The organism is Pseudomonas sp. P4_B4 (assembly GCF_056402255.1).
Genome location: NZ_JBFUHS010000004.1, coordinates 1 through 16,111 on the forward strand (window position 1 = coordinate 1; position 16,111 = coordinate 16,111).

A 16,111-nucleotide genomic window follows, 5' to 3' on the forward strand; every position below is an offset into this window, starting at 1 on the left:
TGACCACAGCGAACGAAGCGAAGCGCAACTGTGACCACAGCGAACGAAGCGAAGCGCAACTGCATGAGGGCGACCGAGTGTGGGGAGGAAGCGTGGAGCGAAACCGCGAGCCGATGAACAAGAACCGGATACAAGGCGAAGCCGATCAGGGCGAGCGAGCCATAAATCGCGAAGCTCTTGTGGTCAAAGATCAGGCTGCGTAAATCCGGCGGTTGTGCGGGGAAGGATTGCGTTCTTACCTGGGGAGATCTCGCCTTGTGCCTGAAAGGGCGACGGTGCARGCCGGAGCGAGAAGTCAGCAGAGGCCGTAGTAGTCTTTTTTTTTTTTGACGAAGGGCCGAACGAGAGAAAGCGTCATAGGCCATGTTGATACGAAAGACCGGAAGTCAGATGCCTGCCAAACGCGGGGCGGATGCAGGCTACGAGCGGTGAAACCGTGAGGAATCCCATCAGCGACGAGGTCAATCGTCCGCAAAATGAACCCTATAACGCAGGGCAAGGGCTGCTGGAGCGAGCCTTTGCGAGAGAAAACCTGAAACGGGCGTGGAAACGGGTCAAGGCCAACAAAGGKGCAGCGGGRGTCGAYGGTCTGGACATTGAACAGACGGCCGAACATCTRCTGACCCAGTGGCCAGCGATTTGCGAACAGCTTCTTTCGGGCGTCTACCGGCCCAGTCCGGTACGACGTGTGGTCATCCCCAAGCCTGACGGCGGCGAACGTGAGTTGGGTATTCCAACGGTCACCGACCGCTTGATCCAGCAAGCGCTGCTGCAAGTCTTGCAGCCACTCCTTGATCCGACTTTCAGTGAACACAGCTACGGCTTTCGTCCGGGACGTTGTGCGCAGGACGCCGTTCTGGCGGCTCAGCGCTACGTGTCTTCAGGGCGCAAAGTGGTGGTGGATGTAGATCTGGAGAAGTTCTTCGACCGGGTCAATCACGACATCTTGATTGATCGTTTACGCAAGCGGATTGCGGATCGGGCGGTTATCCGGCTGATTCGCGCGTATCTGGACGCGGGAACGATGATTAATGGCGTGGTCGAGAAAAGCCGCTGCGGGGCGCCGCAAGGCGGCCCGCTGTCGCCGTTGCTGGCGAACGTGCTGCTGGACGAAGTGGATCGGGAGCTTGAACGTCGAGGTCATTGTTTCGTGCGCTATGCCGACGATGCGAATGTGTATGTTCGCAGCCGCAAGGCTGGGCAGCGGGTGATGTCTTTGCTGGAGCGTCTGTATGGAAAGCTGCACTTGAGCGTCAACGAGAGCAAGAGTGCGGTGGCGAGTGCATTTGGTCGCAAGTTTCTTGGGTACGCCTTTTGGGCGTCGCCCAAAGGTGTCAAAAGAGCGGTAGCGGTCAAGGCGCGCAAGCAGTTCAAGCAACGGATACGCGAGCTCACCCGTCGCTCAGGCGGTCGCAGTCTGCGACAAGTTGTCGAGAATCTACGCCCTTATCTTCTGGGCTGGAAAACTTACTTTGGGTTGTCACAAACGCCGAGAATCTGGCGAGAGCTGGACGAGTGGATGCGGCACCGATTGCGAGCGATCCAGCTTAARCARTGGAGGCGTGGWCCGACGATCTACCGTGAACTGCGGGCGTTGGGAGCCAGCAGCCAAACGGCCCGGAAAGTGGCGGCCAACTCTTATAGTTGGTGGCGTAACAGCCGCTTTGAGCTCAATCGAGTGCTGGATGTGGCGTGGTTCGACAGGCTGGGTCTGGTGCGACTCTCATAACCTCAATCTCTCGAACCGCCCGGTGCGGACCCGCATGCCGGGTGGTGTGGCAGGGGTACGGCCTATGAAGGCCGTCCCCTATGCCGATTCCTACAGAAACACGGCCGGATAAAGCGTTTCCTCCTGTAAGAGTGTTTCCTTTCTTTGTGGGAAAACCGAAGGGGCAGACTATTCCCTCCTGGTTCGATGATTACTCCTACATAGAACTCTTCGTCATCCCCGTAAGGTTCCAGACCCCTGTTCAGCGCAATTCTGAACAATAACGAAGGGAACATCGCTGCCTGCAAGGTGCGTTGTTTTCGATAAGCAGTCTGGAATACGTCATGAAAATTACATTTGATAAAAGAAGTGCTTTAACGGCCTGCACTTCATCGATGATCCTGTTATCGGCAATGCTGGCCTCTCAAACCGTTTCCGCCCATGGCTATCTGGAAGTGCCGCCTTCGCGTGCGCTGGCTTGCCAGAAAGGTTTGAACACCAACTGCGGTGGCGCCCAGTACGAGCCGCAGAGTGTCGGTGAAACCTTCAAAGGCTTTCCGGCAGGCGTCGGCGGTGCTCCCTTGCAGGGGCCGGTCGATGGCAAGATCGCCAGCGGTGGTCACTCGCTGTTCTCTGCCATGGACGCACAGTCCGCCACCCGCTGGCACTTGACGGAAATCAAGGACCGCAACATCGATTTCAAATGGCATTACACAGCGGTTCACCCAGCGACCAAGCACGAGTATTTCATCACCCGCAACGGCTGGAACCCGAATGAGTCGCTCAAGCGCGCCACCTTTGAAAGAACGCCGTTCTGCACCATCAACGGCGACAATCAGCGTCCGGAGTCCAGCGACAAGCACAACTGCAGCATTCCGACAGACAAGTCTGGCCATCACGTCGTCCTGGCCATCTGGACCGTGGGCGATACCGATGCCGCGTTCTACAACGCTACGGATCTGAACATCCTGGCGGAGCCTGAGCTGCCTGGCGGCTGGTCCTCCGTAGGCAGCATTGCTCCTTCGACTGCGTTGCTGGTGGGCGACAAGGTCAAGGCCCGCGCGTTCACCGCCAATGGCGAGAGCCCGGACTACAGCGTCGAAATCAGCATCGATAACGCTGAAGACGGCACGCCGCAAAACTGGTCGTTCAAGCTGGCCGAAAAAATCAACCAGACCCACACCCTTGTTCGCGCCGGTATCCGCGACGAGAGTGGCAATGTCGAGCCGGTCAAAGGCACCAACAGCCTCTACGCACAAAAAGAAAGCGGGGTAGTCCGCTACGAAGTGCAACTGGACATGAAGGAAGACACCGCTGCGCGCATGACGGTAGCCTCGCAGCAAGCCGAATACGTTCTGGATAAAGGCCGGGCGAAGGTCGAGTTCAGCATGATTGCGAACCGTGCGATGAACGTCGAAGCCACCTTGCTCGACCAGAACAACAAACCGGTAGGCGCCACCTCTACACAAGTGGCCAGTGGCTCCACCTCGCTGTCCATGGATGTGAGCAGCAACCCGGGCGCGCACACTCTGACCCTGGTCGGCACCACCCTGGATGGCCGCACGACCCGTCAGGACACCCAGACCACTCAACTGACTGGTGAAGGCGCCGGTATCGAATACGACTTCGTGTTCCCAGAAGGCCTCAGCGGCTACACCGCCGGCACCAAGGTGTTGCAACCGAAGACCAACGAAGTCTTTGAGTGCAAGCCATTCCCCCAGTCGGGTTATTGCAAGCAGTACAGCCCATCCGCCAACGGCTTCGAACCGGGTAGCGGTGCTCACTGGCACATGGCGTGGGACAAGTTGTAAGTCCTCGCAACTGGCCTCAGGCGACCTCAAAAAGGTCGCCTGAGGCCAGGCGCCTCTGTTGAGTACCGAATTGAAAATGAAGGTTTCGAATTTCTCCGTACAACGCTTTCGGGCGTGCCTGAGCAGCGTTTGTTGGCTCGCGTTGCCAGTGGGCGGTGCAGTGTTTCTGGCGTGGCAGGAAAAGGAATTTCGCGAGCATCTGGCTTCACCGTCGTCCGACATTGCAACCCTGGTGACGGTGCCTGTACGTGAGCCGCTCGAAACAGCATCGATTGCCATCGTGTTCGGCCTGACGACGGAGACCACACCGCAGCCCAGCGCCGAGCCGCTGACTTTGCAAGCGAGCTTTGTCAGCAACGGATTATCCAAGGCACTGCTGGCCAATGCACAAGGCTCTCGTCTCTATCAGGTGGGTGAGCGCTTGCCTGGCGGCAGCGTCCTGCGTCGTATCGAGACCCACCAGGTTGCACTGTGGAACAAGGGGCGAGAAGAGCTGCTAACGCTCGTGCCTTCTGGCGCACGTTTTCTGAAGGGACTCGAATCATCCGTCGATTCTCAACCGGTTAACACGACCACGCGTTTTTTACGCCCGCTCTCCGGGCAACCAGAGTGATGAATTTCATGAACAGCTTTGTCGGTGTGCATTGGTTGCGCTCCATGTTTCTGCTTGCCGTTTTGGCGGCTGCAGCCTTTTCGGGCACGCTTCGCGCCGAAGAAAAATGGCAGCTGGCGATGAACAACGCAGAGCTGCGCGACATCGTCGAAGAGATTTCCAACATTCTCGGGACCACCGTGGTGCTGGACCCAAAAGTCTCCGGTCGAGTCACGGTCATGTCCCGGCAGGCCCTCGATCGTGAAGGGGTGCGTCGGTTGTTCTATTCGGTGCTCGACGCCCACAACTTCACGGTGATCGATGAGGGCGACCGGATCCTCATCACCCCGGTTGCCGAGGCCAAGACCCGGGCCGGCCAGGGCACGGTGAAAACCACCACGGCGTCGCAGTTCGTGACCGAAGTCATCGGCTTGAACACCAGCAGTGCCTCCGATATTGCCGGGCTGGTGCGACCGTTGGTGTCTGCCAATGGTTATGTCGGCCCTTCGGTGTCGGCCAACGCCTTGGTGCTGACCGATACGGCTGCCAATGTGAAGCGTATCGCCCGGGTGATACGCGAGCTGGACTCCGGTCAGAACAACCTGCACGCGGTGGTTCAGCTCAAGCATGCCCAGGCGGGCGATGTCGCGCCGGTGATCGAGGCGTCCATGGGCAAGCGCAATGCCGAGTCAGCCATACAGGTACTGGCCGACACCAGGACCAATCGCCTGATTTTCATCGGCCCGCCGGTCGTTCGCCAGCGCTTGATCGAACTGGCCCGAGGTCTCGATACGCCGGCCACCACAACGCTCGACAATGCCCGGGTGATTCGCCTGCGTCACAGCGATGCCAAGCAGTTGGCCGAGATTCTGGAGTCGATGGGGCAGGGCAGAAAGCAGACATCCGCCGCCGGCAGCGCCAAGGACACGTCTGGTGGTGCAACCTTCATGATCAATGCCGACGAAAGCCAGAACGCGCTGGTGCTGATCGCCGAGCCGGCGCAGGTGCGGACCATCGAAAACATCGTGCGTCAGCTGGACCAGCCACGAGCCCAGGTGTTGATCCATGCCGCCATCGTCGAAATTTCCGGCGACATCGCCGAGGCCGTCGGTGTGCAGTGGAATCTCAACACGGGGGACGCCAAGGGCTTCATCAACTTTCCCGGCACCGACATTCCGATCGTCGGCGGGCTGAAGTTCGACGAGAAAAGATCGGCGCCGGAAGGGGCGATCCTGCAACTGGGCAGTGACCGCTTCGGCGCGCTGATTTCGGCCCTGGCCAGCAACACCCACAGCAACCTGCTGTCCACGCCAAGCCTGTTGACCCTGGACAATCAGGAAGCCGAGATCATCGTTGGCCAGAACGTGCCGTTCAAGACCGGTTCCTACGCCACCAACAGCAACGGCGCGGAGAATCCGTTCACCACCGTCGAGCGCAAGGACGTTGGCATCAGCCTGAAGATCAAGCCTTACATCAACGAAGGCTCGACGTTGCGCCTGGAGGTCGAGCAGGAAGTGTCGGACATCGCACCGTCGGTGTCGGGCATCGATTCCTCGGACCTGATCACCAACAAGCGAGCGCTCAAAAGCACCATCCTCGCCGACGATGGCGAAATCATCGTGATCGGCGGCCTGATCAGGGACAGCGTGCGCACCCAGAAAAGCGGCGTGCCGCTGCTGCGTGACATTCCCTACCTCGGCGCGATGTTTCGCTGGAGCCGCGACACCCAGACCAAAAGCAACCTGATGGTGTTCTTGCGCCCGACCATCGTGCGCAGCAAGGAAGATCTGTCCCAGGTCAGCCAGCAGCGTTACAACGCGCTGCGTGACTTGAGCAAATCAGGGGCGGGGGAAAACAATTCGTTGTTGCTGCCATCCGAGGCGCGCGGGTTGTTTGAACCGGCCAGCGATGCGCCAGTGTTCGATTTGCGCAGCAAGGCGCAGTAAATCCATGAGCGAACTCTGCGAGCAATTGCCCTTCGGCTTCGCCCGGCGTTTTGGCGTGTTGCTGGAGCATGACGGCGACGACTTGCGCCTTGCCCTGCGTAGCGATGCGCCGCTCACCGCATTGGCGGAAGCGCGCCGGGTGTGCGGGCGGGCATTGCCGTTTCAGATCGTCGGGGTCGATGAGTACGCCTCGCGTCTGGCAGCGGCCTATCGCGAGGGGCACAGTGCGGTGGAGCAAGTTGCCCAAGGGCTGGACGAAGAACTGGACTTGCTCAGCCTGGTCGATCAGGTCCCGCAAACCGCCGACCTGCTGGAGCAACAGGGCGACGCACCGATCATTCGCCTGATCAACGCACTGCTCGGTGAAGCGGTGCGTGAGCACGCCTCGGATGTGCACCTGGAAACCTTCGAGCAGTACCTGTCGGTGCGCATGCGGGTGGATGGTCAACTGCGTGAAATGCTCAGGCCCAAGCGCGAACTGGCGACGCTGCTGGTGTCGCGGATCAAGGTCATGGCGCGTCTGGACATCGCGGAAAAACGCGTGCCCCAGGATGGGCGAATGGCCTTGCGCCTGGCCGGGCATGAAGTGGATGTGCGGGTCTCGACGCTGCCTTCGGCCCATGGCGAACGCGTGGTGCTGCGCCTGCTCGACAAGCAGGCCGGACGCCTGGATCTGCAACGGCTGGGCATGCCGGACGACACCCTGGCGGCCCTGCGCCAGTTGTTGGGCAAACCCCACGGCATCCTGTTGGTGACCGGGCCGACCGGTTCCGGCAAGACCACCAGCCTGTACGCCGCGCTGAGCAGCCTGAATGACCAGACCCGCAACATCCTGACGGTCGAAGACCCGATCGAGTATCACCTGCCGGGTGTCGGCCAGATGCCGGTCAATCCGAAGGTCGACATGACCTTCGCCCGAGGTCTGCGGGCGATTTTGCGCCAGGATCCGGACGTGGTGATGGTTGGCGAAATCCGTGACCGCGAAACCGCCGAGATCGCTGTCCAGGCGTCTTTGACCGGGCATCTGGTGCTCTCGACCCTGCACACCAACAGCGCGGCCGGCGCAGTCACGCGGCTTGTGGACATGGGCGTCGATGCCTATCTGCTGGCGTCCTCGCTGGTGGGTATTCTGGCCCAGCGCCTGCTGCGCACCTTGTGCCCCCATTGCAAGGTTTCGTACCTCGCCGACGCAGCGGCCTGCCAGCGCCTGGGGCTCGACACGAGCACGCCGCACACCCTGTTCAAGGCCTCGGGCTGTGAACAGTGCCAGCACGGCTATCGCGGACGCGTCGGCATTTACGAACTGATCAGCGTGACACCCGCCGTCTCGGCGCTGATCCATCAGGGCGCCCGCGAGCAAATCCTCGTCGACGAAACGCGCAAGGTCTCGCGCAGCCTGTTCCAGGACGGGCGCCAGCGGGTGCTGGACGGATTGACCAGCCTCGATGAGTTGCTGCGTGTGACCCAGGAGAACTGACCGGTGCCGACCTTCGACTACCGCGCCCACGACGCCCAGGGACGATCCTGCAGGGGACGATTGGAGGCCGATGGACCCCGCCATGGGCGACAGTTGTTGCGTGAGCGTGGATTGTGGCCACGTGTCTTGATCGAGGTGAGGGTCGGCGGCGGTGCGGGCCAGCAGTCGCGAGGTGGACGCCTGAGTGCTGCTGATCTGGCGCTGTTGACGTTGCAACTGTCAACGCTGGTTCAGGCCGGACTGCCCCTGGAAGAAGCGCTCGATGCGGTGGCGAAGCAGAGCTCAAAGCGCAAGGTTGCGGGTTTGCTCTCGGCGGTCAGGAGCCGGGTCATGGAAGGCCACGCCCTGGCCTCGGCACTGGGGCAATTTCCACGGGCCTTCCCCGAGTTGTTCCGCGCCACCGTGGCCGCTGGAGAACGCTCGGGGCATCTGGGCCAAGTGCTGGAGCAACTGGCGGCCTACACCCAGGCCCGCCAGGCCTCGCGGCAAAAGATCCAGATGGCTCTGGTGTATCCGTTGATCCTGATGTTGGCCAGTGTGGCGATCGTCGGTTTTCTGCTCGGTTATGTGGTGCCGGATGTGGTGAAGATCTTCGTCGACAGCGGCCAGCCGTTGCCCTGGCTGACCCAGGCGCTGATCGGCGTGAGTAACGGCCTGCGCGACCATTTCCTGTTGTTGATGAGCGTACTGGCGACGCTGTTCGGCCTGTGGCGCTGGAGCTGGCAGCGGCCGCAGTGGCGTTTGCGCTGGCATCGTTGGGTGCTGAATGCGCCAGTCATCGGTGAAGTGCTGCGTGCCATGGAAGCCGCGCGGTTTGCCAGCACCCTGGCAATCCTCGGCAAAAGTGCCGTGCCCTTGGTGGATGCCCTGGAAATTGCCGCCGCGGTCATCGGCAACCTGACCATCCGCGCGCGGATGGTCGATGTCGCCCGCTCGGTCCGTGAAGGCGGAACGCTGACCCGTGGCCTGGAACTGAGCGGGGACATCCCGCCGATGATGCTGCACATGATCGCCAGCGGCGAACGTGCCGGTGAACTCGACCGCATGCTGGCCCGGGCCGCCGAACAACAGGAAAGCAGCCTCGCCGCGCGCATTGCGCTGGTGGTGAGCCTCTTCGAGCCAGCGATGCTTGTACTGATGGGCGGCGTCGTGCTGCTGATCGTCATGGCCATCCTGCTGCCGATTCTCAGCCTCAACCAATTGGTGAATTGATCCATGCAACCTGTCCGCAAAAACCTTTCCCGTGCGCAACGCGGTTTTACCCTGATCGAAATCATGGTGGTGGTGGTCATCATCGGCGTGCTGGGGGCCATTGTGGTGCCGCAGTTCATGAGCCGCCCCGATCAAGCCAAGGTCACCGCCGCCAGAATCGATATCCAGGCCATCGCCACTGCCCTGGAAATGTATCGCCTCGACAACGCCCATTACCCTTCGACCCAGCAAGGCCTGGAAGCGTTGGTCAAACGTCCATCCGGACTGCCCGCGGCACGGGGCTGGAACCCTCAGGGTTACCTCAAGAGCATGCCGGTCGACCCGTGGAACACGCCTTATCAGTACATCAATCCGGGTGTGCGATCGGTAGACGGCACTTACGATCTGTATTCCCTGGGCGCCGATGGCGTAGCGGGCGGCGAAGGGTTTGCAGCCGAAATCGGCAATTGGGGGCATTGATCCGTGGGCTACCGCTGCCGGGGGTTTACCTTGCTGGAATTGATGATCGTGATTGTACTGGTCGGCGTTTTGCTGGGCATGGTGAGACTTGCCGGTGGGGGCAGTCCGGCGCGTGAGGTGAAGCAGGAAGCCGAGGCGATGATGCAGGTGATCCATCAGTTGCGTCAGCGCGCCGTGTTCGAAGGTCAAGAGTACGGCCTAAGGCTGAGTACCGATGGCTACCGGGCGATGCGTCTGGAAGTGCGCGGGTGGGAGCCGGTGGCGGCGCTTTCTCGCTGGCCCCGGAACGTGCGAGTACGTTTTCAGCAGGACGGCTATGCGGTAGAGCCGGACGCTGAAGAAGGACCACCGCAGTTGCTGTTGCTCAGCAACGATGAAACCAGTGCCTTCACGCTGACATTCGAGTCCGGCAACAGGACCTGGCTGAGCCTGTCCGGCGATGGCATCGGCGAGGTGGCGATCGATGACTAGCCGGCCATCATTGTCGTCCATGGACGGCTTCACGCTGCTGGAGATCATGGTGGCCCTGGCGGTCTTCGCGACACTGGCGGCAGCCGTGCTGTCGGCCAGTCAATACGCGGTGAAGCAGCGCGGCGCCGTTGAGACTCGCCTGTTCGCGGCATGGCTGGCGGACAACCGGTTGAACGAGTTGCGCCTGCAACCCGGTTTGGCGGCCGGCCAGCAGCAACAGGTCGTGTCGATGGATCAGCGTGACTGGGTGCTGCATCAGCACATCAGCGCCACCCGCGATCCGCGTTTGCTCCAGGTCGACATTCAGGTCAGCCCGGCGAACAGTGCGCACGCCGTGCATCGTGCCAGCGGCTGGATACTCGCGGTTCATGAATAAGCAGCGCGGATTCACCTTGCTGGAGCTGGTCATCGCCATGGCCATCTTCGCCGTGCTGGGGCTGGCCAGTTGGGGCTTGTTCGATAGCGTGCTGCGAGTGCAACAGGGCACGACGGCCCACGAGCGAGAGCTGAGGAACCTGCAACGAGCGGTGGCGGTGATCGAGCGGGATCTGCTGCACGTCACCGCACAGCCGATGGTGCTCGCACCGCCGCTTTTGCAGTTCCAGCGCAGTCACTGGCGCAATCCTCTGGACCAGCCGCGCAGTGAGCGCCAGACGCTGACCTATCGACTCGACGGCGGCGTGCTGTGGCGCGAAAGCCAGGGTGAAGGTACGGAGTTCGTGCAGCGGCAAAAACTGCTCGAAGACATTCGCGAATTGGGCTGGCGTCTGTTCGACAGTCAGTCCGGCTGGGTTGCTCATTGGCCGGCCGGGCAGGGCGCGAAGGCGCCCATGGCGCTGGAAGTGCAAGTGTCTGTCGGGCGCTTCGAATCGATTCGTCGGGTGTTGCCGATGCCGGGTGCATTGCCGTGAATGGGCGCCAACGCGGCATTGCGTTGATCAGTGTATTGCTGGTCATGAGCCTGGCACTGCTGATCATTGGTGGCGTGTTGCGCAGCCATCACCTTTCGCTGCAAAGCAGTGGGCAACAGTTACAGCAGATACAGCTGCGGCAACTCGCATTGGGCGGGGAAACCTGGGCGTTGTTGCTGTTGCGCGACGCGTTGCAGGACGCGAAAAAACCCGTCGAGCGGATTCAAGGCTGGACAGCCATGGCAGCGGGTTTCGAGGTTGAAGATGCGCAGATCCGAATCGATATCGATGACCTCGCCGGGCGCTTCAATCTCAATGCGTTGTTACGCCAGGGGCAGGTGGATCAGGTCACCCTCAACCGGTGGGCGCGCCTGCTTGAGCTGCTCGATCTGCCTCCTCTGCAACTGAGTCAGGTCGGGCCGTTGCAGGAACTTAGCCAGCTGCGCTTGCTGCCTGACATTGACGTTCGCCTGCTGCGGCGGCTGGAGCCCTGGGTGGCGCTGTTGCCCACCGACGCCGCCTTGAACATCAACACCGCACCGGCGCTGCTGTTGAGAACGCTCGGCGAAGTGGACGCCGCGACCGCCGATGTGCTGGCGCGTCAGGCGGCAACAACGCCCTGGGCGAGCGTCCAGGCGTTTACGCAGGACCCGTTGCTCTCCGGGCAAGGCCTGAGCAATCACGGACTTGGTACCCAAAGCCGCTGGTATCGGATAAGGGTGCAGGTGACCCGGGGCGGGCGCGAACTGCACCTGGCCACGGATGTCGGGCACGACCCCAAAACTCGACAGCTGACGGTGCTGCAACGACGTTTTCTTCCCACGAATAGCCACGAGAGACCGCGATGAACACTTGGCTTTACCTGACCGCCGAAGGCCAGGACGCGCCATCGAGCCTTTGGCCTTGCGTCCTGTGGTCACAAACCGGTCAACGCCAGCCGATGCCACTGAATCAGGTGGCCTCGGCATTGCAGGGGCAGGCGGTCGATGTGCTACTGCCCATGGAAATGTGCAGTTGGGTACGCAGCGAGCCATGGCCGGCGCGGCGTAAACCTGAGGCCCAGGCCGTTGCCTTCGCCGTGGAAGATCAACTGAGTGAAGCGCTGGAGAGGGTGCATCTGAGCGTTGGTGCTCGTGATCGTGACGGCTGCTACCCGGTCATGGTCATTGGCCGCGAACGGTTGGCCGCCGTGCTCGACTTGCTGCGCGAGGCGGGTATTGAGGTGCGCGGGGTGTTCGTCGATGCCGATGTGTTGTCCGGCGATCAGCCGTGCGGCGCATGGTGGTTCGGTCGCTGGTTGTTGGGTGCAGGCCTGTCGGCGCGTCTGGCGTTGTCCCAAGACCACCTGGCGCTGCTCGCCCCGTTATTACCCAAGGACATGCAATGGCTGGACGAGCGTGAGGACCCCGCTGTCATTGACCAATGCCTGACCCGCCGCCCGCCCCGGGCCATCAACCTGCTGCAAGGCGCATTCGCCCCGCGCGGCAAGCGTCTGCCCTGGCGTGCCGGCGGGTGGGCGCTGTTGATGCTGGCGCTGTTGACCTGGGGTGCCAGCGAGACGCGGATCCGCTTCCTCGACAGCGAAGCCCGCCGCCTGGCCACCCAAAATGAACAGCGATTCAAGGCGCTTTACCCGGAACAAAGCCGCATCGTCGATATGGCAGCGCAACTCAAGGCCCTGCAAAACCAGCCTGTGGACTCGCAAAACACCCGCATTGCCGGGCTGGTCCAGTTGATTGAGCAGGTGATTGGCGCCAGCCCGGTCGAGGTCCAGCGCATCGAGTTTCGAGCAGGCGAAGGCTGGAAAATCCAGCTGACCGCTAGCGGCTTTACCGAGCTGGAGCAGTTGCGGGAGCGCGGGCGACAACAAGGCATGCCCGTCCGGCTTGATGGCGCAAATAAAGCCGCTGACCGGGTGCACGCCACCCTCACCGTGGAGGACGAGGCATGAAGCAGGCATGGCGGCGCATTTCCTTGCGCGAACAACGGCTGTTGCAGGTGTTGGGGGCTTTTTTGTTGGCGGTCGTGGCTTTCAGCCTGATCTGGCAACCAACCCGGCAGCGGCTGGAAACAGTCGAGCGTCAGTATCAACAGCAGGCGGGGCTGGCCGCGCAACTGCAGCGGGCGTTACCGCGCAGCCACGTCCCCGTCGACAGCGAAAAACCGCTATCGCTGCGTATCAGCGAAAGCGTCACGGCGGCGGGGCTGGAAATCCGTCAGATGGAGAGCGACAGTGATCTGCTGCGCGTGACCCTCAATGGCAATGCGCAGCCGTTGATGCAGTGGCTCGACGGCATGGAGCGCAACGGTGTCGCGTTGCAATCGCTGACCCTGGAAAAACGCGACGATGCCCTGGAGGCGCGGGTGGTGCTCAAGTAGCCGAGGTGTTCTGCGGCAACTTCGCCAGCTTCAACGCGACCAGCAGCGCAATCACCAGCAGCGTGCCGATGAACAACCCGATGCCGTTCCAGCCGCCCAGGTGCCAGAACACGCCACCCGCCGTACCGGCGATGCTCCCCCCGGCGTAGTAGCTGAACAGGTACAAGGACGATGCTTGCCCCTTGGCCCTGGTGGCGCGGCGGCCGATCCAGCTGCTGGCCACCGAGTGGGCGCCAAAGAAGCCGAAGGTAAAGATCAGCATGCCGATGATCACCAGCGGCAATGGCGTAAACATCGTCAGGGCGAGACCACCGATCATCAGCGCGATGGTGCTCCAGAGTACTTTGCGGCGACCGAGTCTGTCGGCTAGCGAGCCGATTTTCGCTGAGCTGTAGATGCCCGACAGGTACACCACCGACAGCAAGCCGACGAAGGCCTGTTCCATATGGTACGGCGCGGCCAGCAGGCGATAGCCGATGTAGTTGAACAGCGTGACGAACGCGCCCATCAACACAAAGGCTTCCAGAAACAGCAGCGGCAGGCCGGCGTCGCGAAAGTGCATGGTGAAACCGTCGAGCAGGCTGCGCGGGTGCAGCGAGCGGGCGCGGAAGTTGCGCGATTCGGGGAGGATTTTCCAGAACACCGCCGCGGCAATCAGGGCCAGGCCACCGATCACCAGCATCGCCGTGTGCCAGCTAACGAAGTCGATCAATACCCCGGTGATCAAGCGCCCGCTCATCCCGCCAATCGCGTTGCCACCGATGTACAAACCCATGGCGAGGCCGATGTGCTGTGGGTGGATCTCTTCGCTCAAGTAAGTCATCGCAACCGCAGCCAGGCCGCTCAACGACAATCCGATCAGCGCACGCATCAGCAGCACACCGTGCCAGCTCGGCATCATCGCACTGGCCATGGTGCACAGCGCAGCGGCGAACAGTGCGGCCACCATCACCGGTTTACGCCCGATACGGTCGGAAATCGGCCCGGTGATCAGCAGGCCGATGGCAAGCATGCCGGTGGCGATAGACAGGATCAGGCTGCTTTGCGCCGCGTTGATGGAATACTCGTGGGACAGCAGCGGCATCATCGGCTGCACGCAGTAGAGCAGGGCGAAAGTCGCGAAGCCACCGCAGAACAATGCGAGCACTGTGCGCATGAACGCCGGGGTGCCTTTTTCGATGTAGATCTCCGCCAGCTCAGCGGCGATAGCGTCCGGCGCTGAAGGTGACACTTCATGGGCGAGTGGGGCGACAGCAGTTTTCACGGGGACCTCGGAGGGCGCAGCCGGTCAGGCAATGAAAAAAGCATATAGCTGGCTAATGATTCAATCCAATATATTGTTCGACCTGTTTGATAGCTTTTACGACCTAATGGGGTTTCCATGGAATTGCGTCATCTGCGCTACTTCATCGCCGTTGCCGAAGAACTGCACTTCGGCCGCGCCGCACAGGTGCTGGGCATCTCCCAGCCACCGCTGAGCCAGCAAATTCAGGCGCTGGAACAGGAGGTCGGCGCACGGCTGTTCGAGCGTACCAATCGTCGGGTCGAGCTGAGCGAGGCCGGTCGGCTGTTTCTGCAAGAGGCGCGGCTGGTGCTGGCGCAGGTCGACAAAGCGGCGGATGTCGCGCGAAGGGCGCAACTGGGCGAGTTGGGTGAACTGAAAATCGGCTTCACCTCGTCGGCACCCTTCAACTCGACCATTCCCCAGGCGATTTTCTCTTTCCGCCAGCGCTTCCCGGCGGTGCACCTGAACCTGCGGGAAATGAGCAGCACCCAGGTGGCCGATGCGCTGGTGGACGAGTCGATTGAAGTCGGCATCATGCGCCCGCTTGGTCTGCCGGATTGCCTCAGCGTGGTCGAATTGATGCGCGAGCCGCTGGTCGCGGTGCTCAGCTCCAAGCACCCCTTGGTAGAGGGCAGCGAGGAGGGCTTGTTTCTGTCAGCCCTGGCCCTTGAGCCCTTTGTGTTTTTTCCGCGCAGCTATGGCAGTGGTCTGTATGCGCAGTTGCTCAGCTTGGCGCGGGATGCCGGTTTCACTCCGCATTTTGCACAAGAGGCTGGCGAGGCGATGACCATCATCGGGTTGGTCGCAGCGGGGCTCGGTGTGTCGGTGATGCCGGCGTCTTATCAGCGGATGCGTATTGACGGCGTGGTCTATCGACCGTTGCTCGATCCGGCGGCGGTGTCGGCGGTATGGCTGGTGCAGCGCAAGGACCAGAAGTCGGCGATGGCGCGGGCGTTTGTGGAGTTGTTGACCAGGAAGGTCGAGCCGTTAGAGGCGTGACTGCTGCGCAGTCAATCGCGAGCAAGCTCGCTCCCACAGGTTTCAGCGGTGTGAACACGATTTTGGAAGCGCCGGGAAACCCTGTAGGAGCGAGCTTGCTCGCGATGGCGTCCGAGAGAACACCAAAAAGACCCGCTGTATGGAGCAAGAAGCATCAGTCCTGCCGGAAGCTTCACCACCCGCCGTGGGACATTTCCGAAATCCCTCGCAACGGCTACAGCGTCTTGCGACGTTGCCTGCAACTACTCCAGAATCCGCCGGCTTGTGCGCTTTGAGGGCCATCGCTAACTTGATTCGTGTCACTGATGGTCAGTGATCGGGTTTAGCAGCCCGTGTCCACGATGAAGTGCATTTGCGCTCCTGATAGGCAGGTATATCCATACCTGCTTTTGACGGTAGCTGTGCGCAGGGCGCCTTCGGGCGCGCCGGTTTCATCGTGGCCCGGTCTGCTAACCTGCGTACAGCTGCCACCCTTTTGATTTGTAGCGACTCGGTGTCGGCTCCTCTTTTCTGGGCACTGAATCATGACCAATAAAGCAAAAAACCGGTCGGACACCGATCCGGATACCTCACGCCAACCCAGCAAAATCTTTCTCGTCGCTCCTGAAGTCGACAACCACACTCTGCTGGAGTACGCATGTGTGTCACTGGCATCTGCGAATGCCATGGCGAGCGACTTCGCAAGGAGTCTGAACGGAGCGCAAGGCAACACCCTGCTGGGCATTCAGCAGTCGATCATGCTGGGGGAAATGGCGGTGAATCGGGTGTTGGATAATCTCGATCCACCCTGAATCACCCAATTGATTGTTCCCATACGTAGTAACGATCAATTCGCCTTGCATCGTGCAACCCGGTTGGAGC

The 16,111-nt window shown here is 61.3% G+C and carries 17 protein-coding genes; 16 read left to right on the forward strand and 1 reads right to left on the reverse strand.

Going from position 1 to position 16,111, the window contains the following annotated elements:
* The 14 genes from AC1DVE_RS06310 to gspM form a co-directional block, all read left to right on the forward strand.
* Positions 1–203: hypothetical protein (locus AC1DVE_RS06310; RefSeq protein ID WP_477783847.1), on the forward strand; the 203-nt coding region annotated here is incomplete at its 5' end.
* 209 nt (positions 204–412) lie between these two features.
* Positions 413–1,729 carry a group II intron reverse transcriptase/maturase gene (ltrA, locus tag AC1DVE_RS06315; protein WP_263290229.1) on the forward strand — a complete coding sequence of 439 codons (1,317 nt, stop codon included), beginning with the start codon at positions 413–415 and terminating at the stop codon, positions 1,727–1,729.
* Between the two features lie 323 nt (positions 1,730–2,052).
* Entirely contained in the window at positions 2,053–3,519 is a 1,467-nt protein-coding gene (gene gbpA, locus AC1DVE_RS06320; protein WP_223542832.1) for an N-acetylglucosamine-binding protein GbpA, read from the forward strand.
* Between the two features lie 58 nt (positions 3,520–3,577).
* Positions 3,578–4,132 (forward strand): type II secretion system protein N, encoded by a 555-nt coding sequence (locus AC1DVE_RS06325; protein ID WP_317848687.1) that lies wholly within the window; start codon positions 3,578–3,580, stop codon positions 4,130–4,132.
* 8 nt (positions 4,133–4,140) lie between these two features.
* Positions 4,141–6,057 (forward strand): type II secretion system secretin GspD, encoded by a 1,917-nt coding sequence (gene gspD, locus AC1DVE_RS06330; RefSeq protein ID WP_223534698.1) that lies wholly within the window; start codon positions 4,141–4,143, stop codon positions 6,055–6,057.
* A 4-nt stretch (positions 6,058–6,061) separates the two neighbouring features.
* On the forward strand, positions 6,062–7,534 hold the full coding sequence (gene gspE, locus AC1DVE_RS06335) for a type II secretion system ATPase GspE (protein ID WP_223457642.1): 1,473 nt from the start codon (positions 6,062–6,064) through the stop codon (positions 7,532–7,534).
* A gap of 3 nt (positions 7,535–7,537) precedes the next feature.
* Positions 7,538–8,746, forward strand: a complete 1,209-nt coding sequence (gspF, locus tag AC1DVE_RS06340) for a type II secretion system inner membrane protein GspF (protein WP_223457644.1) — start codon at positions 7,538–7,540, stop codon at positions 8,744–8,746.
* 3 nt (positions 8,747–8,749) lie between these two features.
* A complete protein-coding gene (gene gspG / locus AC1DVE_RS06345) occupies positions 8,750–9,205 on the forward strand; it encodes a type II secretion system major pseudopilin GspG (protein ID WP_223457646.1) in 456 nt (151 codons plus the stop codon).
* 3 nt (positions 9,206–9,208) lie between these two features.
* Positions 9,209–9,676, forward strand: a complete 468-nt coding sequence (gspH, locus tag AC1DVE_RS06350; protein ID WP_223457648.1) for a type II secretion system minor pseudopilin GspH — start codon at positions 9,209–9,211, stop codon at positions 9,674–9,676.
* Positions 9,669–10,052, forward strand: a complete 384-nt coding sequence (gspI, locus tag AC1DVE_RS06355; RefSeq protein WP_223457650.1) for a type II secretion system minor pseudopilin GspI — start codon at positions 9,669–9,671, stop codon at positions 10,050–10,052. Before gspH ends, gspI begins: the two co-directional genes overlap by 8 nt.
* Positions 10,045–10,587, forward strand: coding sequence for a type II secretion system protein GspJ (locus AC1DVE_RS06360; RefSeq protein ID WP_223457652.1), 543 nt, complete (start codon positions 10,045–10,047; stop codon positions 10,585–10,587). The genes gspI and AC1DVE_RS06360 overlap by 8 nt, the downstream gene beginning before the upstream one ends.
* Positions 10,584–11,435 (forward strand): type II secretion system minor pseudopilin, encoded by an 852-nt coding sequence (locus tag AC1DVE_RS06365; RefSeq protein ID WP_223534701.1) that lies wholly within the window; start codon positions 10,584–10,586, stop codon positions 11,433–11,435. Before AC1DVE_RS06360 ends, AC1DVE_RS06365 begins: the two co-directional genes overlap by 4 nt.
* On the forward strand, positions 11,432–12,538 hold the full coding sequence (gene gspL / locus AC1DVE_RS06370) for a type II secretion system protein GspL (RefSeq protein ID WP_223534702.1): 1,107 nt from the start codon (positions 11,432–11,434) through the stop codon (positions 12,536–12,538). The genes AC1DVE_RS06365 and gspL overlap by 4 nt, the downstream gene beginning before the upstream one ends.
* On the forward strand, positions 12,535–12,966 hold the full coding sequence (gspM, locus tag AC1DVE_RS06375) for a type II secretion system protein GspM (protein WP_223534703.1): 432 nt from the start codon (positions 12,535–12,537) through the stop codon (positions 12,964–12,966). Before gspL ends, gspM begins: the two co-directional genes overlap by 4 nt.
* On the opposite strand, the gene AC1DVE_RS06380 is transcribed toward gspM, so the two are convergent.
* On the reverse strand, positions 12,959–14,197 hold the full coding sequence (locus AC1DVE_RS06380; protein WP_411741673.1) for an MFS transporter: 1,239 nt from the start codon (positions 14,195–14,197) through the stop codon (positions 12,959–12,961). The two genes, gspM and AC1DVE_RS06380, sit on opposite strands and share 8 nt — an antisense overlap.
* Before the next feature lie 150 nt (positions 14,198–14,347).
* Here AC1DVE_RS06380 and AC1DVE_RS06385 point away from each other — a divergent pair, with 150 nt between their 5' ends.
* Positions 14,348–15,250 carry a LysR family transcriptional regulator gene (locus AC1DVE_RS06385; protein ID WP_223447451.1) on the forward strand — a complete coding sequence of 301 codons (903 nt, stop codon included), beginning with the start codon at positions 14,348–14,350 and terminating at the stop codon, positions 15,248–15,250.
* Positions 15,251–15,774: 524 nt separating this feature from the next.
* Positions 15,775–16,041 (forward strand): DUF6124 family protein, encoded by a 267-nt coding sequence (locus AC1DVE_RS06390; RefSeq protein ID WP_223534707.1) that lies wholly within the window; start codon positions 15,775–15,777, stop codon positions 16,039–16,041.
* The last annotated feature ends 70 nt before the right edge of the window (positions 16,042–16,111 follow it).